Annotated in this window: 25 protein-coding genes; 3 read left to right on the plus strand and 22 right to left on the minus strand. The window is 63.7% G+C overall.

From position 1 onward, the window contains the following. Positions 1-295 precede the first annotated feature (295 nt). Positions 296-1,273: a hypothetical protein gene (locus ACVJ5M_RS25690; RefSeq protein WP_354099660.1), complete on the plus strand. Its 978-nt coding sequence runs from the start codon at positions 296-298 to the stop codon at positions 1,271-1,273. A 19-nt stretch (positions 1,274-1,292) separates the two neighbouring features. Here ACVJ5M_RS25690 and ACVJ5M_RS25695 read toward each other — a convergent pair whose 3' ends face one another. From ACVJ5M_RS25695 to ACVJ5M_RS25715, 5 genes are read right to left on the minus strand one after another with little or no spacing between them, the layout of a single operon-like run. Then, positions 1,293-1,424, minus strand: a complete 132-nt coding sequence (locus ACVJ5M_RS25695; RefSeq protein WP_354099659.1) for a hypothetical protein — start codon at positions 1,422-1,424, stop codon at positions 1,293-1,295. Beyond that, positions 1,421-1,792: a DUF1515 family protein gene (locus tag ACVJ5M_RS25700; RefSeq protein ID WP_354099658.1), complete on the minus strand. Its 372-nt coding sequence runs from the start codon at positions 1,790-1,792 to the stop codon at positions 1,421-1,423. Before ACVJ5M_RS25700 ends, ACVJ5M_RS25695 begins: the two co-directional genes overlap by 4 nt. Then, on the minus strand, positions 1,789-1,938 hold the full coding sequence (locus tag ACVJ5M_RS25705) for a hypothetical protein (protein WP_354099657.1): 150 nt from the start codon (positions 1,936-1,938) through the stop codon (positions 1,789-1,791). The genes ACVJ5M_RS25700 and ACVJ5M_RS25705 overlap by 4 nt, the downstream gene beginning before the upstream one ends. Further along, a complete protein-coding gene (locus ACVJ5M_RS25710; protein ID WP_354099656.1) occupies positions 1,910-2,419 on the minus strand; it encodes a protease IV in 510 nt (169 codons plus the stop codon). Before ACVJ5M_RS25710 ends, ACVJ5M_RS25705 begins: the two co-directional genes overlap by 29 nt. Further along, a complete protein-coding gene (locus tag ACVJ5M_RS25715; protein ID WP_354099655.1) occupies positions 2,416-3,639 on the minus strand; it encodes a peptidoglycan-binding protein in 1,224 nt (407 codons plus the stop codon). The genes ACVJ5M_RS25710 and ACVJ5M_RS25715 overlap by 4 nt, the downstream gene beginning before the upstream one ends. Before the next feature lie 128 nt (positions 3,640-3,767). Between ACVJ5M_RS25715 and ACVJ5M_RS25720 the strand changes: the two genes are divergently transcribed. Further along, entirely contained in the window at positions 3,768-3,977 is a 210-nt protein-coding gene (locus tag ACVJ5M_RS25720; RefSeq protein ID WP_354099654.1) for a hypothetical protein, read from the plus strand. Positions 3,978-4,387: 410 nt separating this feature from the next. Further along, the gene (locus ACVJ5M_RS25725) at positions 4,388-4,513 is read left to right on the plus strand and encodes a hypothetical protein (RefSeq protein WP_354099653.1); all 126 of its coding nucleotides are present in this window, start codon (positions 4,388-4,390) and stop codon (positions 4,511-4,513) included. A gap of 103 nt (positions 4,514-4,616) precedes the next feature. On the opposite strand, the gene ACVJ5M_RS25730 is transcribed toward ACVJ5M_RS25725, so the two are convergent. The 17 genes from ACVJ5M_RS25730 to ACVJ5M_RS25810 all read right to left on the minus strand — a co-directional run bounded on the left by ACVJ5M_RS25730 (position 4,617) and on the right by ACVJ5M_RS25810 (position 17,054). Beyond that, complete coding sequence (locus ACVJ5M_RS25730; protein ID WP_354099652.1) at positions 4,617-6,929, minus strand: hypothetical protein; 2,313 nt, start codon at positions 6,927-6,929, stop codon at positions 4,617-4,619. A gap of 32 nt (positions 6,930-6,961) precedes the next feature. Further along, positions 6,962-8,455 (minus strand): phage tail protein, encoded by a 1,494-nt coding sequence (locus ACVJ5M_RS25735; protein ID WP_354099651.1) that lies wholly within the window; start codon positions 8,453-8,455, stop codon positions 6,962-6,964. Continuing rightward, positions 8,448-8,873, minus strand: a complete 426-nt coding sequence (locus tag ACVJ5M_RS25740) for a DUF6950 family protein (protein ID WP_354099650.1) — start codon at positions 8,871-8,873, stop codon at positions 8,448-8,450. Before ACVJ5M_RS25740 ends, ACVJ5M_RS25735 begins: the two co-directional genes overlap by 8 nt. After that, a complete protein-coding gene (locus ACVJ5M_RS25745) occupies positions 8,873-9,487 on the minus strand; it encodes a hypothetical protein (protein WP_354099649.1) in 615 nt (204 codons plus the stop codon). The genes ACVJ5M_RS25740 and ACVJ5M_RS25745 overlap by 1 nt, the downstream gene beginning before the upstream one ends. Continuing rightward, positions 9,484-10,224 carry a hypothetical protein gene (locus ACVJ5M_RS25750; RefSeq protein ID WP_354099648.1) on the minus strand — a complete coding sequence of 247 codons (741 nt, stop codon included), beginning with the start codon at positions 10,222-10,224 and terminating at the stop codon, positions 9,484-9,486. The genes ACVJ5M_RS25745 and ACVJ5M_RS25750 overlap by 4 nt, the downstream gene beginning before the upstream one ends. Further along, positions 10,224-12,284: a BAR domain-containing protein gene (locus ACVJ5M_RS25755; protein WP_354099647.1), complete on the minus strand. Its 2,061-nt coding sequence runs from the start codon at positions 12,282-12,284 to the stop codon at positions 10,224-10,226. The genes ACVJ5M_RS25750 and ACVJ5M_RS25755 overlap by 1 nt, the downstream gene beginning before the upstream one ends. Positions 12,285-12,411: 127 nt before the next feature. Then, entirely contained in the window at positions 12,412-12,873 is a 462-nt protein-coding gene (locus tag ACVJ5M_RS25760) for a gene transfer agent family protein (RefSeq protein WP_354099646.1), read from the minus strand. Next, entirely contained in the window at positions 12,870-13,019 is a 150-nt protein-coding gene (locus ACVJ5M_RS25765) for a hypothetical protein (RefSeq protein WP_354099645.1), read from the minus strand. Before ACVJ5M_RS25765 ends, ACVJ5M_RS25760 begins: the two co-directional genes overlap by 4 nt. Before the next feature lie 3 nt (positions 13,020-13,022). Then, the gene (locus tag ACVJ5M_RS25770; RefSeq protein WP_354099644.1) at positions 13,023-13,415 is read right to left on the minus strand and encodes a hypothetical protein; all 393 of its coding nucleotides are present in this window, start codon (positions 13,413-13,415) and stop codon (positions 13,023-13,025) included. Further along, positions 13,415-13,837, minus strand: coding sequence for a phage tail tube protein (locus tag ACVJ5M_RS25775; protein ID WP_354099643.1), 423 nt, complete (start codon positions 13,835-13,837; stop codon positions 13,415-13,417). Before ACVJ5M_RS25775 ends, ACVJ5M_RS25770 begins: the two co-directional genes overlap by 1 nt. 59 nt (positions 13,838-13,896) lie before the next feature. After that, entirely contained in the window at positions 13,897-14,397 is a 501-nt protein-coding gene (locus ACVJ5M_RS25780) for a hypothetical protein (protein WP_354099642.1), read from the minus strand. 40 nt (positions 14,398-14,437) lie between these two features. Next, positions 14,438-14,854: a DUF3168 domain-containing protein gene (locus ACVJ5M_RS25785; protein WP_354099641.1), complete on the minus strand. Its 417-nt coding sequence runs from the start codon at positions 14,852-14,854 to the stop codon at positions 14,438-14,440. Beyond that, positions 14,854-15,231: a hypothetical protein gene (locus tag ACVJ5M_RS25790; RefSeq protein ID WP_354099640.1), complete on the minus strand. Its 378-nt coding sequence runs from the start codon at positions 15,229-15,231 to the stop codon at positions 14,854-14,856. Before ACVJ5M_RS25790 ends, ACVJ5M_RS25785 begins: the two co-directional genes overlap by 1 nt. 2 nt (positions 15,232-15,233) lie before the next feature. Further along, positions 15,234-15,650, minus strand: a complete 417-nt coding sequence (locus ACVJ5M_RS25795) for a hypothetical protein (protein ID WP_354099639.1) — start codon at positions 15,648-15,650, stop codon at positions 15,234-15,236. 1 nt (position 15,651) lies between these two features. Further along, positions 15,652-15,963, minus strand: coding sequence for a phage fiber-tail adaptor protein (locus ACVJ5M_RS25800; RefSeq protein ID WP_354099638.1), 312 nt, complete (start codon positions 15,961-15,963; stop codon positions 15,652-15,654). Further along, on the minus strand, positions 15,963-16,667 hold the full coding sequence (locus ACVJ5M_RS25805; protein ID WP_354099637.1) for a head-tail connector protein: 705 nt from the start codon (positions 16,665-16,667) through the stop codon (positions 15,963-15,965). The genes ACVJ5M_RS25800 and ACVJ5M_RS25805 overlap by 1 nt, the downstream gene beginning before the upstream one ends. 30 nt (positions 16,668-16,697) lie before the next feature. Continuing rightward, positions 16,698-17,054 carry a hypothetical protein gene (locus ACVJ5M_RS25810; protein WP_354099636.1) on the minus strand — a complete coding sequence of 119 codons (357 nt, stop codon included), beginning with the start codon at positions 17,052-17,054 and terminating at the stop codon, positions 16,698-16,700. Positions 17,055-17,114: the final 60 nt, after the last annotated feature.

Here is a 17,114-nt window from a genome sequence, read left to right on the forward strand (position 1 = left end):
CGCCCCATGTCACGACATCACCGCACACTTCGCGCCCTCGCCGCAGCTCTGCTTACGCCGTCATACCAGGCGCGCCCCAGCGCGAGCCGGTCATTCGCCTCTTTGAGCGCATCGCGCGTGCGCGCCAAGCGCTCGCGCGCGTCGCTATTGAGGCTTGCGGAGGGATTGCGCACGGGTGCGAAGACCTGTGCCGAAGCCGCCGGCAGACGAATTTGTCAAATTAAAAGCAGGTTGCGTGGGAGGTTTGCGGCGGAGTAGCGTGCGACCCTGGCTGGCCTACGTGACTGGGAAACGAATGAATCGCAGAAAGCTCTTTCAGGCTTTTGCTGCCGTCATAGGCACCGCCGCGCTTCCGCACGAAGCTATTGCCCAAGGCTCGACCAATCAAATCGTCGGCGGCGGCTTTTTAAACGGTGCGGGCGAACACAACATCATAACAGGCGACGAAAGCACCGCGAGAAATGCAGTTCTCAGCTATTGCGTCATCAACGGACGTGGCGCGGCAGCAGATGCGCGCGGGGTTTCTACGTCTTGCATCGGAGATGCCTGCGGCATCGGTGCCGACTTCGAGTTGAGCGACATCTCGGGACAATACGCCGCTCAGAAAGCCAGGATTCGGAGGGTTGCCGCGCAGGGATACGCGGCGCTGGAATATGCAGATGCTGAGGACAGCACCTTTGTCGGTCTATATTCCGGTCACTCATGCTTTGCTCGGGAGTCGCATGCATCAGGCCTGAACTCGTTGAACGGCGCCATCGTCAATAGAACCATCGCATCGGGGCGCGATGCCGGCGCACTCTCAGAAGGCGAGGACCTGGTAATGCACGGCGCTTACGTCACGACCGCCCGCATCCCGGGCCCTGAATTACAGGTCTCGGAGATCCAAATTGACCACCACGACCACACGCCCTGGATCATCAAGAGCCATGGACTTGGCGCACCGGGCGCCCGCGTTAACCTGATGCTGTTCGCCGACGAGATGCCAACGAACAAATCTGCCGAGTGGCAGCAGGGCGGCTTATTACCGTTCATCGTGTTCGACCAAGACAGCGTCGGCTACGTCGGCAACAAATATGCAGCGATCACACCCGGCCGTAACGTGCGGGTCGCAATCAACACCTGCAAACCGAAACGCTCCATTGCCATCGGGAAAGGATCAATCATCAGCAGGGATGATCAGGTTGTTGTCAATGGTCAAGACATTACAGGAGCCATATCGAGGATGGAAGCGATCGAAAACAGATTGAAGGCGATTGAAAGCCTCAATCGTTAAAAGGGGGTGGGCGCGGATCTCACAGCCGGCGCAGCTCGGTGACGGCCCACGCGATCGCCAGGCACAGCATCACGCCCAGGCCGGCCGTCAGCACGTCGCGCAGCTCGCCGCGGATCGCCGCAGCATCGATCACGATCTGCGACAGCTTCATTTCAGCGTCACCGAAAAGAAGTGCGAGGCAACCCACAGCACGGCCGCGCCGCCGCCGCCGGATGCGACCCAATAGATCCAGCGGCCGGCCTTGACCGCGCCCCTGACCTGCTGCCGCGCCTCGATCACGCCGTCGACGATCGGCTTCATGAAGGCGATGTCCGAGATTGCCGCCTTGACCGAGCCCTCCAGCGTGCGCAGGTCATTCACCAACGCGTCGAGCTTCTGGTGCAGGTCACGACGGCCGAGAGAGGCCTTTTCGTCCTGCGCGCGCCACTGTGTCGTCAGGCTCGTGACCGTCGACTCGAGGCCGCCGATCGACTTGGCCATGTCGCGCAGCGCCGCCTGGATGGATTCACCTTCAGTCACTTCGCGCCCTCGCCGTAGGACTGCCGCACGCCCTCGTACCAGGCGCGCCCCTGCTCGAGCCGCTGGTTCGCCTCCTTCAGCGCGTCGCGCGTGCGCGCCAGGCGCTCGCGCGCGTCGCTATTGAGGGTTGCGGAGGGATCGCGCACGGGCGCGAAGATCTGCGTTGACGCCGCCGGCAGATCCCGCCGGAGCGGCGCAGGCAGCGGATTTGATGCGCATCCCGCGCAGATCATCGCAAGTGAGACCGCAAGCATTCGGCTTACCGGTCGCCGCCAGCGCAGCATTCCGTTTCTCCAGCTCGTCGACATAGGCGCCGGTCCCCGCTTTTTCCTGCTCTGCCTTTTGCTCGATCGCCTTCACCCGCAGCGCGGCGTCGCCCGCCGCCCGGTTGGCCTCGAGGAGATCCTTGCGCGCGGCCGCGAGCTGCGCGTCGAGCGCTTTCTCGCGCCAGGCGCCGTCCGCCGCCGCATAGCCGGCGTTGTAGAGGTGAACGCCGGCGGCCGTGGCCGCGCAGCCGACGATCAGCGCGAGAGCGCCAGCGAGCGCCGCGCCGGCCCAGAATGGCGACAGCTTGACGCCGGCAAGCCCGGCGAGCCGCACGATCGCGGCGATGATGGCGCCGCTCATGTGTTCTTGCCCGCGCGATAGTCGACGACGCGCTTGACCTCGACCTTGTGCGCCACGAACCAGATCAGCACGCCGAGGCCGGCGACGATGGCGAGCACCACGACGGCCGCCAGCAGCCAGGCGATCGCCGCCGGCGGGATGCCGAGGCCGCCAACCGCGTCCTTGGCGCCGGAGAAGGCCGTCGCCTTGTCGGTGATCCAGGCGAGCAGGCCGCCGAGGCCGAGCGTCGAGGAGCCGCCGAACAGCTTGCCGGCCCAGCCCTTGACCTGGTCGGTGATGGCGATTGTCTCCGAGCCCTGCCCGCGCAAATCGGTTGCGGTCGCATTGCTGCGGATCTCCGAGATCTGCCGCGGCTCAGCCCGCGCCATCGCGGCGAGCAGATCGTCGTCGATGCCGGGGACCAGCGGCAGATCGTGCTCGTGGCGAAACGCGAGAATGGCGGCCTCGGTCCGCCCCTTCGGCACCAGCTGGCCGTCGACGGCGCCGGTGTCGTAATAGCCAAGCTCGCGCAGCCGCGACTGGACCTGCACGACCAGGTCCGGATCCGGCGCCGGCGACACGTGCTCGAGCCGCGCATGCTCGTCCGGATGATGCTCGGCGAGCCCGCGCTCGAACAGCACGGCCTCGTGCTCGCGCCGCTTGTAGACGCCATTGGTCGGCGACCACAGCCGTTTCATCGAGCGGATCAGGCCGGGAATGCGCGCGAGATCACCGCTCGCCACGCAGGCGCGGATCTCGCGCATCTCGGCATAGCGCGCGCCGGCCTTGACGAAGCCGGTGGCGTCACGGTTCTGCGCGATCGAGAACAGCGCGCCCCGGCAGTCCGGGCCGAGCCGGTCCGCGCCGGGGCAGTAATGATCCAGGATGCCGAGATAACGCGGCAGGTCATGATTGCTGAAGACATCGAGCGCGACGTCCCAGGGGATGTCGACCTGCCCCTGCGTCTGGCACGAATAGGCCCTCGCCGCCTCGCCGCGCACGCCGGACGCAGCCAGCATGATCCGGAGCATGCCGGCGTCGACCTTGTCGCCCCAGTCGGCCCGAATCTGCGCCTTGGTCTGCGTGCCGAAATCATAGCCGATGCCGCCGGTCGGGCCGGACTGCTGGCCCGGATATTCCAGCACGTGGCGGTATTTCCGCTCATAGACGGCCTCGCTCGTCACCTCCTCGGCGACGACGAGATCGAACGCGGCACGCGAAATGCCATGCAGGTCCAGCATGTTATTAGACTTTCGGCTGATGTTTTGAGAAAAGGCTGGGAGAACAGGGCGCGCGATACAACCAGGTCTTGCTCGGATCGGTTGTCCGGTTATGGTGCCGCCCGGAATTGGCGGGGCACTATGCTCGAATGAGCAACTTCATCATCTTTGCGATCGTGATCGCCATTTGCGGCGTTCTAGGCTGGCTGATCGTTCGAGGCCGCACGCTGGCCCACGACGGAGACTGGCACCCCTACAGACCGGCAACCCGGAAGATGCGCCGCTGGCGTGGCAAGTGGGAGTACCGCGACATGACGCCTGAAGAGGCCACGAAGCACCAGGAAGACAGCGCCTGGTGAGACGCTAGGCCCCGGACGCCTGACGTGGCGAGCCTTGCTCGGAATGGTTGTGATTGATACGTTCCTCCTATTGCGAGGAGCAACCTCATGTCCGTTTATTGGATGGGAATAGCTATCGCCCTGGTGATGCTCTGGGTCGGTTATCGGTCCATCCGGCGCTACCGCATTAAACGCCTTCACGAAAAACTCAGACGAGAGAACGGTTGGACGTAGTCTTGGCCGAAGCTCAAAATGTCATGCACTTGCAACATGTTATTAGACCTTCGGCTGATTTTTAGGAAAGGACGGGAGAATACCACGCGCGATTCAACCCGGCCTTGCTCGGATCGGTTGCAGTAGGTAGGTTCAGGAACGGGACTCGACGGCGCACGGCACGCGGCGGTTGCGACTTCCCGTTTTAGGAAGGCATAATGCCCCCGAGCCTGATGGTTGTTATCTTTTTCGTTTGTACCGCGATCGGTGCTGGCGGCTGGCTCTGGGGACATCTTGGCAAGGCTGCCAAAGAGATCGACGACGACGCGAGCCACCGCCATTGATTGATCTGCTGCAGAAGGTGATGGCCGTCATAACGATCGTCGTATCGGTCGTTGTGATCTGGCTTTGCTTGTTCGCGGGACAAACTCACCTGTTCTGATCGCGTCAACCCGGATTGGCAGGATCATAGGCTGTCACCGCGCCCTGTATCGCCCCCGTGAAGCCATCGAATCTTCCGTTGAACACCTTGGCGCCGTTCGGGATGACAAGCCCGTAGGTGCTGTCGCGGCCACCCGCGGCGCAAGTATCGACCCAGGTGTTTGCGCTTTGCAGCTCGACGTTGGCGAACCGCGAGTTGATCGCGCTCGTCTTTGGGAAGGGCGTCACCAGGGAGCTTTGCGCCGCCTGCATATCCGCACGCGGGCTGCCCGCCTTCACACCGACCAGCCACGCCCCACCCGTGGACGTGGTCTGGGTGTGCGCGATGTTCTGGCCGTAGTTGTCGTAGACCAGAGAATTGATCTGCGCGACGAGCCCCTGATGGTAAGAAATGCCCTGAATGTTCCGCGCGCCGGGGTTGGCGGTAATGAACTCGACGAAGGCTCGCGACTGCACGTAGCCGTTTGAGAAAAACTTGTCGTCGATGGTGACGTGCCAGGGCTCCTGCCCCGATCCGGCAAGGGCATCCGGATTCGCGTTCACGCCGTCCAAGGCATTGCAGCTGAATTCGCAGCCCTTGGTGACGAGGATGCCGCCTTTGTTTTCGATGCCGTAGCCGAGCAGGCCGAGATTGTAGCTCCCCGAGCCGTACTGGACCTTGCAATTCTCCATGAACACGATGGGTCGGTCCCACACCGCGCCAGGCTGGCTGTAGAGCAACTGGAGATCGGTCAGACCCCAAAACGTGCAGTTCTTGATGTAGAGGCACGCGCCCGAAATGCGCGCGGCAGCGCCGGCCCAGATGCCGGTGAGACCGCCTTTCAGCGCGTTGACGTTGAGGCCGCCGAGATTGATGTAGATTTGCCCCGTGCTGTCGTTCTGGGTCCAACCGTACCCGGCCGTATCCACCGCCGCGGTGCTCGCAAAATATTGCAGATCGAGCGTCAGGTACTGCACTGCGTGCAGCCGCCGAGTGGTCGTCACCGGAGTGGCGGTATAGCCCGAGCCCGATGCCGTCCACGTGAAAGTACCCAGGGACTCATAAGGGTTGCGGAAGATAAAGCCCGGCGTCAAAGCAATGATCTTGATCGCGCGCGCGAGACCGCTCCCCAGCACGCCATCGGCCGCAGTCCAGTTGGGCACCTCGTCAGACGTCGCGCCGAGCATGTAGATGCGGCGACACCCGCCAGCGTCGGCCATCGCCTTTTTCACGGTCTTGTAGGGGGCTGCATAGGTGCCGTTGCCGGTCGTGTCGTTGCCATTCGCAAAATCGACGCAGAGATCCTGCCCGCCCGACTGAGACGCGCCGTACTTCTCATCCCAGATCGCCTCGATGTCGATGTTATGCGTCGCCTGCAACGGCGCGACACAATCGAGCAGGGAGTTCAGTCCGAACGTTGCAAGCGGCGCGAACACCGAAGGTATGACGCGATTTCGCTCCGAGACGACGCGCATCCATGCGCCTGATGTCGCCGCGACTGCATTGGCCTTGATGTAGGTCGTTTCGTTGGCATCGGCCGCTATCCGGGCTGCGAAATCTCCGGTCTCCCAGATGAACACACCTTCGCGTCCCGCTTCGCGCAGGACAGCGGCTTTCGTGCCTGCCGTGTTGATCGCCTTCAGCGCCGTGCGATCGATGGCCGAGGCGATCGCCCCCGATGCCGCCGCGGCAATCGCAGCATCGCGCGCGGCAATTGCAGCATCCCGCGCCGCCACGGTATCAGCCAGGATCGGGTTTGCATCCACAGCAGCCGCAATCAGCAGCTGGTAGTGATCAGTTTGCCAAGCCATCAAAACCTGAGACCCGGCGATCAGGGACCCCGACGCAAGCGTCGAATTAAACGCATTCGTAATCGGGACCGCCGAGCCGCCATTTACCGTGATCGTCGTCGCGCCGGTGTTATTGGCGGTCGGCGTCAATAGATAGAGCTTCGCCCCCGGTACGGTGGGATTCTCGATCGCCGTCGCCGTGATCGCGTTGGCGGTGCCGCCCGTGACGCTCAGCTGCACTATCTCCTTCGGCAAATCGCCAACACGCGTCCACGCGCCAGAACCGCTGCCGCCGGATTTCTGATAAAGCCCATTGTTCGCGGCAGTCGCATCGCTGTAGACGATTGCGAGGGTGTTCGCGCCGTGAGCCAGATCAGCGTTCAAAAGCGCCAGCGTCGCATAGCCGAGACCGACCTGTCCGAGCGTCGACTCGAGGAACGTCCCCCACGCCCGGATATCGTCCTTGTTCGGCTCGTTGACGCCGGAGGCAGGAACGCCATCGGTCACGTAACGGCGAAAAATCTCAACGGCCTTCTTGATCAGCCCCATCGCAATGACCCCTTAAAGGACAACAGTGATTTCTAGTTCAGCGCCGCGAGCGCGACGGGATCGACCAGATTCCAGTTGATCGTGACGCGGCCGCCGAGCAGGTCGACCTCGCACTTGTCCTGAATCTCGACGACACACACAGCGCCACGCTCGAGCAGCGGGTGCTGCACCTTGATCCAGCGCTTGCCGAGATAGCGCATGCCGTAGAGCGTGGTCACGAAGCTGCCGGACCGCTTCGGGTTGAGCCGCAGCATGGCGCGCTCGCCGAGTGCGGCCGCCTGGTCGGCATTTTGCACCCAGGACAGATCGAGCGGCTTGGCACGCACGATGCCCGCCAGTGAGATCGCATCCTCATCGCGGATGGACGCGATCTGGTCGCTGACGTAGCCCGCCGCCGGGTTGGTAAAAGTGATGTCGAGCTGATTGACAGACTCTTCATCGGCTACACCCTTGCGCCAACTAAATCCTTTGATGTGATCGGCTGTGAGCGGCGGATCGGTCGGCTCGCGATAGACACCAACGGTCAGAACCAGCGAGCCATCACCGGCCTCGCCCAGCCAGCCGTCCATACTCGCCAGCAGCTTGCCGATCACGCTCTCCGGTGCGTTGTCGAACTGGTAGAAGCCCGCGGTCTGGTAGCGTGCACGGCCACCGACATCGGCATCACACAGATCCGCCTCCGCCATCCATTGCGCCAGCGCCGTCGGCGGGAACATGATGTCGCGATCCTCACCCATGCCACCGTCGGCCTCGGTGAGATAGTCAATCAACGACACAACGCCGTTGGGCGAAGCCCTCCACGTCGAGCGATCGCCGAGCGACTGCGTGCCATCGCGCGGATCCCAGACCGGAGCACATTTCGCGACCACTGAAGGCAGCGGCAGCTGCTGCGGATATATCTTGGTAAACTCTGACGGGTCCGGGGCCGCACCGCATCCCATACCGATGCAGGCGATTCCCTTTGCCGCAAAGTCGCTGGTCCAGACACCAGACGTGGTCCCGGAATTTATCAGGGTGCTGGTGCCAACATTCTGCGTATCGGTGCCGTAGAAAATCGTCACCACAACAAACTCGAAGGCGATGTCATGCGGCGGAATGACCACGCAATATTGACCATCCTCTAACGTTCCAGACGTCGAGACGGAGGTGTCGTGCAGATACAGCCCGATCGCCTCCTCGATCCGTCCGCTATGGAAGGCAATGACGTCTTGCGAGTTTCCACCGGCGCCGAGGAACAACAGGTAATAGCCGCTCAGTCGGTTGATCCAGTAGGCGCGTTGCCGCGACGGAACAGATTGTTTTAGCGGCTGCGCTCCGTTTTCCGGCTTGGGCACATTCGGATTGCTGAGCGCGTATTGTAGCCCGATGGATGCGCCTACGATTGCCGCCGTGCCAACGACCGTCGCCGCCGCCGACACGCTGATGGCAACGTCGGCGATGACAAAGGCGCTCGCCGAGCCAATGCCAGTTACCGACGCCGTCGCGCCAATAGAACTGAGGATCAGAAGTCCAACTGTTTCAGCCACGGCAATGACCCCACGCCGCAAGAATTTGCAAATCAGCCCCAACGATGCCGCGGGGCCAGTCGAGCAACGCCACCGTCGCACCGCCCAGCACGATGCAGCCTGTCGGCAGGCGCAGCGGCGCTTTTCCACGCCTCGGTGCGAACGGCGCCAAGGCAACGGCAACATCACCCTCATGGGGGGCAACGACCTCGCCGAGGCCGATGCGCGCGAAGCGGCGCCGGCACGACGCGACCAGGCCACCCTCACTGCGGATCGCGGCGCGATAATCACGCTCGGTTGCGTAGGTGCCGCGGCGGTCTGGCATTGGATCTGGCCAGCCGCATTGCATGAGCCAGTCCGCCACGAAGATCGCACAATCGAGGACGCCATAACCGCAGTCACGGCCAGCGACCTGGTCCAGGTATCGAGCAAGGTTCATCAGGAGAAGACCGGCCAGGTTTTATTGAAACCGTGCGCGTACTGCGGTGTCAGACTGCAAGACAGATCGCCTGGATGCCGCGCCTGCTGGTCCTGATCGGTGAAATAGGCCAGCGAGGGTCGCCGGCGTCCGGTGAAACGCGTGCTGCACGATAGCGCGACGCTGCGCATGCCATTGCCCTCGCCATCGGCCTCGGTCTGCGACAGCACGAGATAGTCGGCAACGTAATAGGCGCACCAGTGCAGACCGCCGAGCAGACTGTCCCAGCGATCGCCGAACAGACCAAAGCCGACCGTTGCCGGCCGCCCCTTGACGGCGTCCTCGTCGCCGCTGGTGATCGCTTTTTCAAACACGTCGCCAGATACCCCACTCATCGCGAATTCGACGCGCTCGGCCGCACCATTCAGCAACTGCCTGAAGGCCGGAACGTTGGTGAGCTGGCCGAGGCCGCGATAGCGCGCACCGGCCGGATCGAAGATATCGACACCCGGCTCGATATCGCCAAAGCCGAGCCAGAGCCGCACCGGCTCCGGCTCGACGTCGAGCCGGAAGAACACACCGATGCGCACCACGCCCGAAGCGAGCACGGCCAGCTCCGCGTCGTTGAAATTCATGGGATCAGCGCCTCGACGAAATCTGCGCTGGCGGAGTTGAAGGTCCAGGGCTGGGGTGCAAAATCCATTGACGAGGGCTGCACCAGGCGCATCAGGCAGCGCGGCCGATCGAATTCCAGCACTGTGCCATCAGGGACCGCCTCGCGCAGCGGCGGGTTGAACGTAATGGTCGCGCTATTGTCGTCGACCTGGTCGACCGTCGCGATCTCGTATAGGCGCCAGCCGACATTCTCATGGTTGATCGAGAAGGATTCCCCGCCCATCAGCTCGCCGGCATAGACAATGGTAATGTCGAGAGACGTCGCCCGCAGCGTCGCGGCGGCACAGGTGATGTCGATGATTGGCTGGTAATAGCCGGTGCCGTCCGAGAACGACGAGCCATCGTCGTGCGGCAGGTCAAAGCCTGCCTTGTGCGGCACACCCGCTGGCCAGGGCCGATAGAGGGCGTCATTGCGCGGGACGATGATCGAGACCACGCCGCCGTCGCATATCTGGCGCACGGCGCGCCACAGCAGCGTCGAGATGCGCTGGCGGTCGCGGCCGCGATCCTGGATACCTTGCCGGCCCGACAGGCTCACATCCAGCATCCGGCACGTCCAATAGCCGCCGCCATCCGACCGCGTCAGTCCCGGCACGAGGCCAGCATTCGCCTGCCCGCCGGCAACCGCGACGCCGGCAAGGTTCCACGGGTCCTGCTTTGCGCGCAGCAGCGCGCGCGGGAATTCGAGGTCAGACATCAGCCGACCCCCGTCGCGTTCTCGCGCCGGATCGAGGTCATCTGGCGAGTCACGCCGTCGACCTTGCGATGCGCCGCAACCACGCTTTGCGCCAGTTTGTCGATCGTCGCGGGGCTAACGTCGCCGGAGACGTAAAAGGTGTTCTGGACGGTCGAGCCGGAGGTGATCTGGCTCGCGACATTGTTCGGAATGATCTGCGATCCGCGCGGAACGTTCATCAGCTCCTTGCCGTTCTCACCCACCCACGCGAGGCCGCCAGGGGCGCTGTCGGTGCCGTCAGCAAAGCCAGGAATGATGCCCTTGATGAAACCCGCGAAAGGCGACAGGCCGCCGGACGCCGGCGCGCCGAAGATCGACGCAAACACCGAGTTGATCGCGGCCTTTTCCAGCGTCTTGATCAGGCTCGACAGCACGTCGTTCAAATTCTTACCCTCGACCACGGCATCGGCAAAAGCGGTCTCCAGCGCGCTTCCGACCGTCGCCGAGGCACTGTTTAGCTTCTGCAGGCTGACCGCCGCCTGATCGTGCTGATCGGCCGCCTGCTTGATGTTGCGCGAGGCCGCAAGGAACGCGTCGGAATGCTCCTTGGTCAGCTGGATGCCGGACTGCTCGAGCGCCTGCTGCGCCGACATCGACTGCCGCAGCTTTTCATATTTGTCGATCTGCTCCTGCGTGACCTCGCCCTCGTCACGCATGATCGCCGTCAGCGCCTGGAATTCGGCACGCAACTGCGCCCGGCTGGCATTGTTCTGGAACATCGCCGCCGTGTCGGCATTCAGCGTCGCGATGTGCTTGTTGATGCTGTCAATTGAGACGTCGAACTGATCGCGCTGCTCCGCCTTTTCCTCCGGCGGCTTCGGAGCGTCGCTCGGCCGCGGCCGGGGCAACAGCGCGGCACCATTGCGCGCACGCGGAAACAGCTCCTCGTCCTTCGGGATGCCGGGAAAGTCGGTGAACTCCGAGAACATGCCGGTCGGCGCCGCCGAGAACGGCTGACCCCGCGCAGCCAGCATACGCTGACGCTGGCGCAGCAGGTTCGGATTGACGAACACGGCGCTTTCCGGATCGTTCAACTGAGACTCGACCGAGCTGGCCTGATCCTGCAGCTGCTGCACGCGATCGCGCGCCCGCGGCCCCGCCGCCGACGCCTCGGCGATCAGCCCGACGATCGAGGCCCATGTATCCTTGATCTTGAGCGCGATGCCGTCGAGATCCTGCCAGCTCGGCTTGAGGTTGTTGGTGATCGTGTTCCAGGCATCGTTGAGCCGGTCGTCGATCTCCTTGGCGCGCATCGCGCTGGCATTGGAAATGATGTCCGAGGCCTGTAGCTTGGTTTCGATCGTGCGAGCGATGTCATCGATCGACGTTTTGCCCTGCCGCAGCCCGTCGACAAACTTGGCGCCGAACATCTTCTCGCCAAGATCGAGCGCGGCGACCTGCTGGCCGATCGCGTTCAATTCCTTCATGCCGGTGATGACGGCGCGGATGCGGTCGTCCTGAGTGCCGGACTGGCGAAACAGGTCCAGCGCCGTGAACTTGTCGCTGGTCGAGAACATCTCGCGCATCTCGGTCAGCGCCTTCTCGACGGCATTGACCTTGGTGACGCCCTGATCCCACACCGACCAATCGGGATTAAGCGTCGGCTTGGTGGCCTGGAACGCCTTGTCCAGCGCCGCCGTGAAGGTCTCGACCTCCGCCTCGGCGCCCTTGGCGCCAGCAATGAAGGCCTGGAAGAACTGCGGCGTCAGGCCGGTGCGCTGCGCGCCCTCGGCGACCTTAACCATCTCCTCGAGATCGCCGCGCACGCCGTCGATCGCCATCCCGACGAGCTTCGCCGCCGTCACCACGGCGCCGAAGATGCCGACCAACTGCAGCGCGGACGCGCCGACGCCGGCGAACAGCCCCGCGGCAGCAGGGCCGCCGAGCGAGGCATTCATCTCCGCAAACTGCTTGAGAACGAACTGCGTCGCCTGGCGCGTGCCGGTCTTGGCGCGCTCGACGCCCTTGTCGAATTCGTCCATGTTCAGCGAGACAGGGATACGTAAGGCGGGCGCCGGCATCAGTTCAGCAATCCGTTGGTTTCGAGCAGATCGTCGAAATCGTCATCGCTCATCGGGGTGACCTTGGTCTCATCACCGCCATGGACGCGGTTATGGCCCTCGACCGCGGCGACGATCTCCCAGAGGGCTACGTCTTCGGTTTCGCGCGGCGTCCAGCCGAGGCCGGCTCCGAGGCCGATGACTTCGGAGCGGCAGAGGCGTCCGTCGTCGAGGAAGAGTTGCCGGCCGTTGTCTGATCTGCCACCGGCCCCGCTTTTCCCAAGGGGTCTTCCGGCACGCCGATCAATACGGCCTCGAGCACGGCATAAGCGACCATCACCGACGGCGCGAGGCCATGCGCATTGAGGTCAACATGATGCTTGACCGCCGCCATGGCAGCCTCTGGCGTCTTGCCACCGCCGATCAAGCCGAGCCGGATCGTCTCCCGGATATCGGAAAGATAAAAATCCTTCTCGGCAATCCGCTTGAGAATGACGGCAATGCCGGCGTTGCATTTGGACTCGAGGTCGAGGATCAACCCCACCTTGGACAGGCAGAATTGATCCTCGCCATTGCCCCAGATGATGGTTCGCGTTCCGGGCGCGCTCATGCGACCTCGCCATCGAGAACAGCCAGCGCGAGCGGCGCAAGCAGGGGTGCACGCAGGACCAGATAGGTCCGCAGACGCTCGGTCCGCGACACACCGCGCAGCCGCTGGCGCAAGAGCCTGAAATTGTGCTTTTGGATGTCAGTCATCCCCTACCCCTGATCGATAGCGTCATTGACGGCGTCCTCGATTTCCTGCCGAACATCGCCCTGGATCTCGCGCCAGGTCGGGAAAAACCACGGCTGCGCCTCTTCGTGGACGGTGCCGTATTCACTCGCCAGCGCGTAGTCGTACTCGACGCCGGAGCCCTCGCGGATTTCCTTTGTCGTCTCTGGCCCGCCGGCTGTGATCTCGAGATCGAGATCGTTGCGCTTGCGGCGAACCTTGACGGTTCCCTTCAGCCTGCCGGACAGCTCCGGCGCCGCGTCCTGGATCTTGCCGGCTGCGCCGCCGGCGATTTCCTTGAGATCGCCGGCAAGCTTGCGTTTGGTCTTGTAGGACAGGCCCGAAAACCAGTCCTGCAGCTGGTCATCGGGCGAGGCCATTACTGCAGGACGGTTTCGCCGTCGCTGTCGAGGGTCACATCGAACGTCGTGCGACTGCCACGCTGACCGGTGATATTGAGCTTGGTCAGCTTGTAGGGACCGGTCCAGGTGCGCGTCGTGCCGAGCTTGATCTGGACATTCTTGCTGTCGCCGCTTTCAAACCAGGCGTTCCAAGTGTCGAAGTCTTCGTCGGCGACAACGCCTGCCCCTGAGATGGACGCAGACAGAGAGACGATGTCACGTTCAAGCCACGATGGCGCGTCGGGATCATCGCAGTCCGGCACGTTGGTCTCATTTGTTGCCGCCGTGCGATTGAAGCTGCGCGAGTTGAGCCCGCACGGAGCAGCAAAGACTTCGGGCGTCGCTCCATTGCCGAGCGACACCAGAAATTTTGAAAACGTGAGAGTTTGGGCCTTTGCCATCGAACCTTTTCCTTTCGCCGATCAGGGCAGCCAACAGGGAAGCAAGATGCGACGCCGGCTTACGCCGACGCCGCAATGATCTCGATATTGTAATTGACGCTGCCGCCGGCGCCGTTGGCGACCTTGAGAAGGTCACCGGTCGCAGCGGTCACCGTCCAGCCGGTGCGGCTGAAGAACAGCGCGCGATCGCCGGGCTTGAGATCGACCGAATGCGTCGCGCCGGAGAACGGCCCGTTGAAGGTGTTCGACGCCGCGGCGCCGACCGTCAGGGTCGAGAGCGAGGCCTCCGGGTTCTCGATCATGATCGCCTTGACCTTGGCGGCATTGATGGTTGCGCCGAAGGCATCGACCAGCGCGCCGGCCAGGTCGAGGTTCTCGGACGTCGAGGCCGCGAGCGTGCGGGTGTCCATGAAGGCGATGTCGGCCTTGCCGTAACCGGTGCCGCTGGCGAGCTGGACATCGGCCGCGTCCGGCATCCGGTCGACGACATCGCGGCCGTCGAGCGTCTTCCGGTTGGTGGCGGCGATCGAGGCACGCACGATGGTGTTGAGCGAAGTCATGACAGGCTCCAGGGTTTGAGAGGACGCGAGAGAAAGAACGCTAGACCGAAGCGGCGTCGCTCAGGATCGAGAAGGTCAGCACCGCGTGGTTGGTGACGCCGTCTGGATCGCGCAGATAGCTGGCGCTTTCGAGCAGCACGGACTGCGTCCCACTGTCGACGGTCCGCAGCTCCTCCTCATGCAGGGCGCTGACCACCACGCCGCCGACCTTGCGCGACTTGTCGGCCTGCTTGAACTGGTCCCAGACATGGATCGTGACGGAGGTTTCGGCCGCATCGACGCCATCGGCCGATTCCGGGATCACCTGCATGTTGCCGATCGTGACCAGCGGATAGTCCGGCTTGGCCGGGACGCGGTCATAGATGCGATCCCCGATCAGCGTGACCAGTGCAGGCGTCGCCTTGAGCTTCGCCTCGAGTGCCGCCCGCACGTCCGCCGCCGGATCAGTGAACGCCATCAGCCCGAAATCCGCATGTCGATCCGCACCACCCGGCCGCCGATCTGCTTTGCATCGACCCAGACGACGGTCTGGCGCCGGCCGGAGCCATCAAGCGCAACCTTGTCGCCCGCGTTCTCGACGGGAACGATGTTGGCGGGATCTCCATCCGGCCAGCCGGCAGCGAGCAACGACGTCGGCGAAATGATGAGATTGAAGCCGCTCGGCTTGATGCCGGCCGGCGCATCGTCCGCCTTGGTGCGGTCAATCCGCGCCCGGCAGGTCGCGATCGCGATGACATTGCCATCATCGTCCTCGCGCGTCAGCACGATGTCCCCGCTGCCCCTGGCTGCGAGAAACCGATCCAGCTGCGCGATCGCGCCGGCAGCGTCGAGCACGGTCAGCCCTCAGTCCGTGAGGTGATGACCTGGCCGACCATCCCCTCGCTCGAGTCTTTCGAGGAGCCGTCGCCACCGTTTGGGGCACCGTTGCTCCCGGCCGTCATCCGGCCGATGACCTGGTCGAGGTTGGTCTTGACGACCTCGAGCGAGCCGACATGCTCGTCGAGCGCGCGTTTCTGGTCCTCAACCTCGTCCAGCACCGCATCATAGCGCTGCCCGGTGACCTCGAGGCCCTGCTCGAGCTTTTCGGCTCGCACCAGGCGCGATGAGAAGCCGGCCAGCTGGATCGGCCGGCCAATGGAACGGTTCATGTCTAGTCCCTCCAGAATTGACGGATCGCGCTCGATCGCGACCAGGAGCCGACGCAGCCGCAGGCGGCGATGTGCGACCAGGACCAGAGCGATGACGTCGACCACATCACCTGCTCTTGACCTTGAGGCGGACGGTTTGCTCAAGGAGGGCGCCGCCCTTGGTCTTGACCCGGTTGCGGACGTCGTAGGACTCGCCGGCGGCACCGCCGGAGATGAGAACAATCGCGACCTTGTCGGTGTTGCTGGCCTGCGGCGAGATCAACCCCTTTGGCAGTTCGAACGTGGAATCGACGATCGAATCGCCTTTGGCGAGACGCCCGGACCAGTCGAGCCCGTAATCGCCGGTCTCGTCGGCCGTCTTGGAAGGCCAGACGGCGCGGACAAGCCCTTGCGGCAGGACGAAAGTGCGGACCGGCATCAGTACAGCGACAGGTTCGAGAGCAGCCCGGCGATCGCCTTACGCGTCACCGCGGCGAATTCGGGGTTGCTCTGGTAGCGCTGCGAGCCGACACCCTCGACGCGGTCCTCGAGCAGCATCTGATCCCGCGTCATCAGCGGGAGAAGGTCGCGCACGGCCAGGCAAACGGCCTGCGTCAACTGGCGCGGCATGATGTTCTGGATCTCGTCATAACCGCACGCGAAGCGGACGCGCACAGAGGCATCGTCGACGCGCGCAACCGGCCAGTTGCCCTGGTAGACCGGCGCGATCGCCTGGCGCTCCAGCGGCGCCCCAAGGCCGAGAATTCGGTAATCCGACCCGAGCACCAGCGTGCGGTCGACGCCGGCGACGTCGAAATATTTGACCGAGACGATCGAGAGCAGCGGCGCATAGGGCAGCGGGATCGCCAGAGGATTGTTGTATGGCGCCACCTTGCGGCGCCGGTCGTTGAAGGAGCGCAGCTGCAGCTCCCAGGTCTGCTCGCGCAGCGCACGGCCCAGCCAACCGGAGGCCGCGTCAAGATTGTCGACCGCGGCATAGATCGCGGCCTGGATACTGAGATCCTGATCCGCGCCTGAGATGCCGAGCATCGCCTTGCAATCGGCGAGCGTCACCACATCGTCGGTCGGCGGCTCGATCAGAACCGCCCGGCCGCCATCGCTGATGTCGTTATTGCGAAACATGACGATATCCCCGACAGCGGCCGGACGTGGTTACTTCTGCGCCTTAGCAGCGGCTTCATGTTCCGCCGCTTCGCGCTCTTCCATCCAGGCGACGATCGCCGCGATGATCTCGGCCTTCTTGGTGGCGCCCCTCAGGTCGATGCCGCGCTGTTCGGCACCGGCCTTCAGCTCGTCGACGGTTGAGCTTTCGAGCTGCATGCGGACATTGGCCTTGGCTTGCTCGCGCGCGTGCGCCTCGAGGCGCGCCTCGTCATCCTTGGTCGGATGACGTGCGCCGCCAACGCCAACCAGGCGCCGCGCCTCGGCCTCCTCGTGATCGTGCGGATCGCCCGGCTTCAATTCCGTGCCATCGGCAAGCGTGTGGTACGACGTCATGATCACTCGCATCGTTCTGAACCTCCTTGAGAGAAACTGGGGCCTACATAAAAAGGGCCGGGAAACTGTCCC

The sequence above is a fragment of the Bradyrhizobium sp. S3.7.6 genome (assembly GCF_054061875.1).

What these genes read in the sequence shown, in the direction of transcription:
- ACVJ5M_RS25780 (WP_354099642.1), bottom strand. Translation starts at nt 14,397, where the DNA reads ATGACTTCGCTCAACACCATCGTGCGTGCCTCGATCGCCGCCACCAAC.
- ACVJ5M_RS25695 (WP_354099659.1), bottom strand. Translation starts at nt 1,424, where the DNA reads ATGAAGCTGTCGCAGATCGTGATCGATGCTGCGGCGATCCGCGGCGAG.
- ACVJ5M_RS25715 (WP_354099655.1), bottom strand. Translation starts at nt 3,639, where the DNA reads ATGCTGGACCTGCATGGCATTTCGCGTGCCGCGTTCGATCTCGTCGTC.
- ACVJ5M_RS25800 (WP_354099638.1), bottom strand. Translation starts at nt 15,963, where the DNA reads ATGCCGGTCCGCACTTTCGTCCTGCCGCAAGGGCTTGTCCGCGCCGTC.
- ACVJ5M_RS25805 (WP_354099637.1), bottom strand. Translation starts at nt 16,667, where the DNA reads ATGTTTCGCAATAACGACATCAGCGATGGCGGCCGGGCGGTTCTGATC.
- ACVJ5M_RS25750 (WP_354099648.1), bottom strand. Translation starts at nt 10,224, where the DNA reads ATGTCTGACCTCGAATTCCCGCGCGCGCTGCTGCGCGCAAAGCAGGAC.
- ACVJ5M_RS25765 (WP_354099645.1), bottom strand. Translation starts at nt 13,019, where the DNA reads ATGACTGACATCCAAAAGCACAATTTCAGGCTCTTGCGCCAGCGGCTG.
- ACVJ5M_RS25710 (WP_354099656.1), bottom strand. Translation starts at nt 2,419, where the DNA reads ATGAGCGGCGCCATCATCGCCGCGATCGTGCGGCTCGCCGGGCTTGCC.
- ACVJ5M_RS25775 (WP_354099643.1), bottom strand. Translation starts at nt 13,837, where the DNA reads ATGGCAAAGGCCCAAACTCTCACGTTTTCAAAATTTCTGGTGTCGCTC.
- ACVJ5M_RS25690 (WP_354099660.1), top strand. Translation starts at nt 296, where the DNA reads ATGAATCGCAGAAAGCTCTTTCAGGCTTTTGCTGCCGTCATAGGCACC.
- ACVJ5M_RS25725 (WP_354099653.1), top strand. Translation starts at nt 4,388, where the DNA reads ATGCCCCCGAGCCTGATGGTTGTTATCTTTTTCGTTTGTACCGCGATC.
- ACVJ5M_RS25745 (WP_354099649.1), bottom strand. Translation starts at nt 9,487, where the DNA reads ATGAATTTCAACGACGCGGAGCTGGCCGTGCTCGCTTCGGGCGTGGTG.
- ACVJ5M_RS25720 (WP_354099654.1), top strand. Translation starts at nt 3,768, where the DNA reads ATGAGCAACTTCATCATCTTTGCGATCGTGATCGCCATTTGCGGCGTT.
- ACVJ5M_RS25770 (WP_354099644.1), bottom strand. Translation starts at nt 13,415, where the DNA reads ATGGCCTCGCCCGATGACCAGCTGCAGGACTGGTTTTCGGGCCTGTCC.
- ACVJ5M_RS25755 (WP_354099647.1), bottom strand. Translation starts at nt 12,284, where the DNA reads ATGCCGGCGCCCGCCTTACGTATCCCTGTCTCGCTGAACATGGACGAA.
- ACVJ5M_RS25785 (WP_354099641.1), bottom strand. Translation starts at nt 14,854, where the DNA reads ATGGCGTTCACTGATCCGGCGGCGGACGTGCGGGCGGCACTCGAGGCG.
- ACVJ5M_RS25810 (WP_354099636.1), bottom strand. Translation starts at nt 17,054, where the DNA reads ATGCGAGTGATCATGACGTCGTACCACACGCTTGCCGATGGCACGGAA.
- ACVJ5M_RS25730 (WP_354099652.1), bottom strand. Translation starts at nt 6,929, where the DNA reads ATGGGGCTGATCAAGAAGGCCGTTGAGATTTTTCGCCGTTACGTGACC.
- ACVJ5M_RS25760 (WP_354099646.1), bottom strand. Translation starts at nt 12,873, where the DNA reads ATGAGCGCGCCCGGAACGCGAACCATCATCTGGGGCAATGGCGAGGAT.
- ACVJ5M_RS25740 (WP_354099650.1), bottom strand. Translation starts at nt 8,873, where the DNA reads ATGAACCTTGCTCGATACCTGGACCAGGTCGCTGGCCGTGACTGCGGT.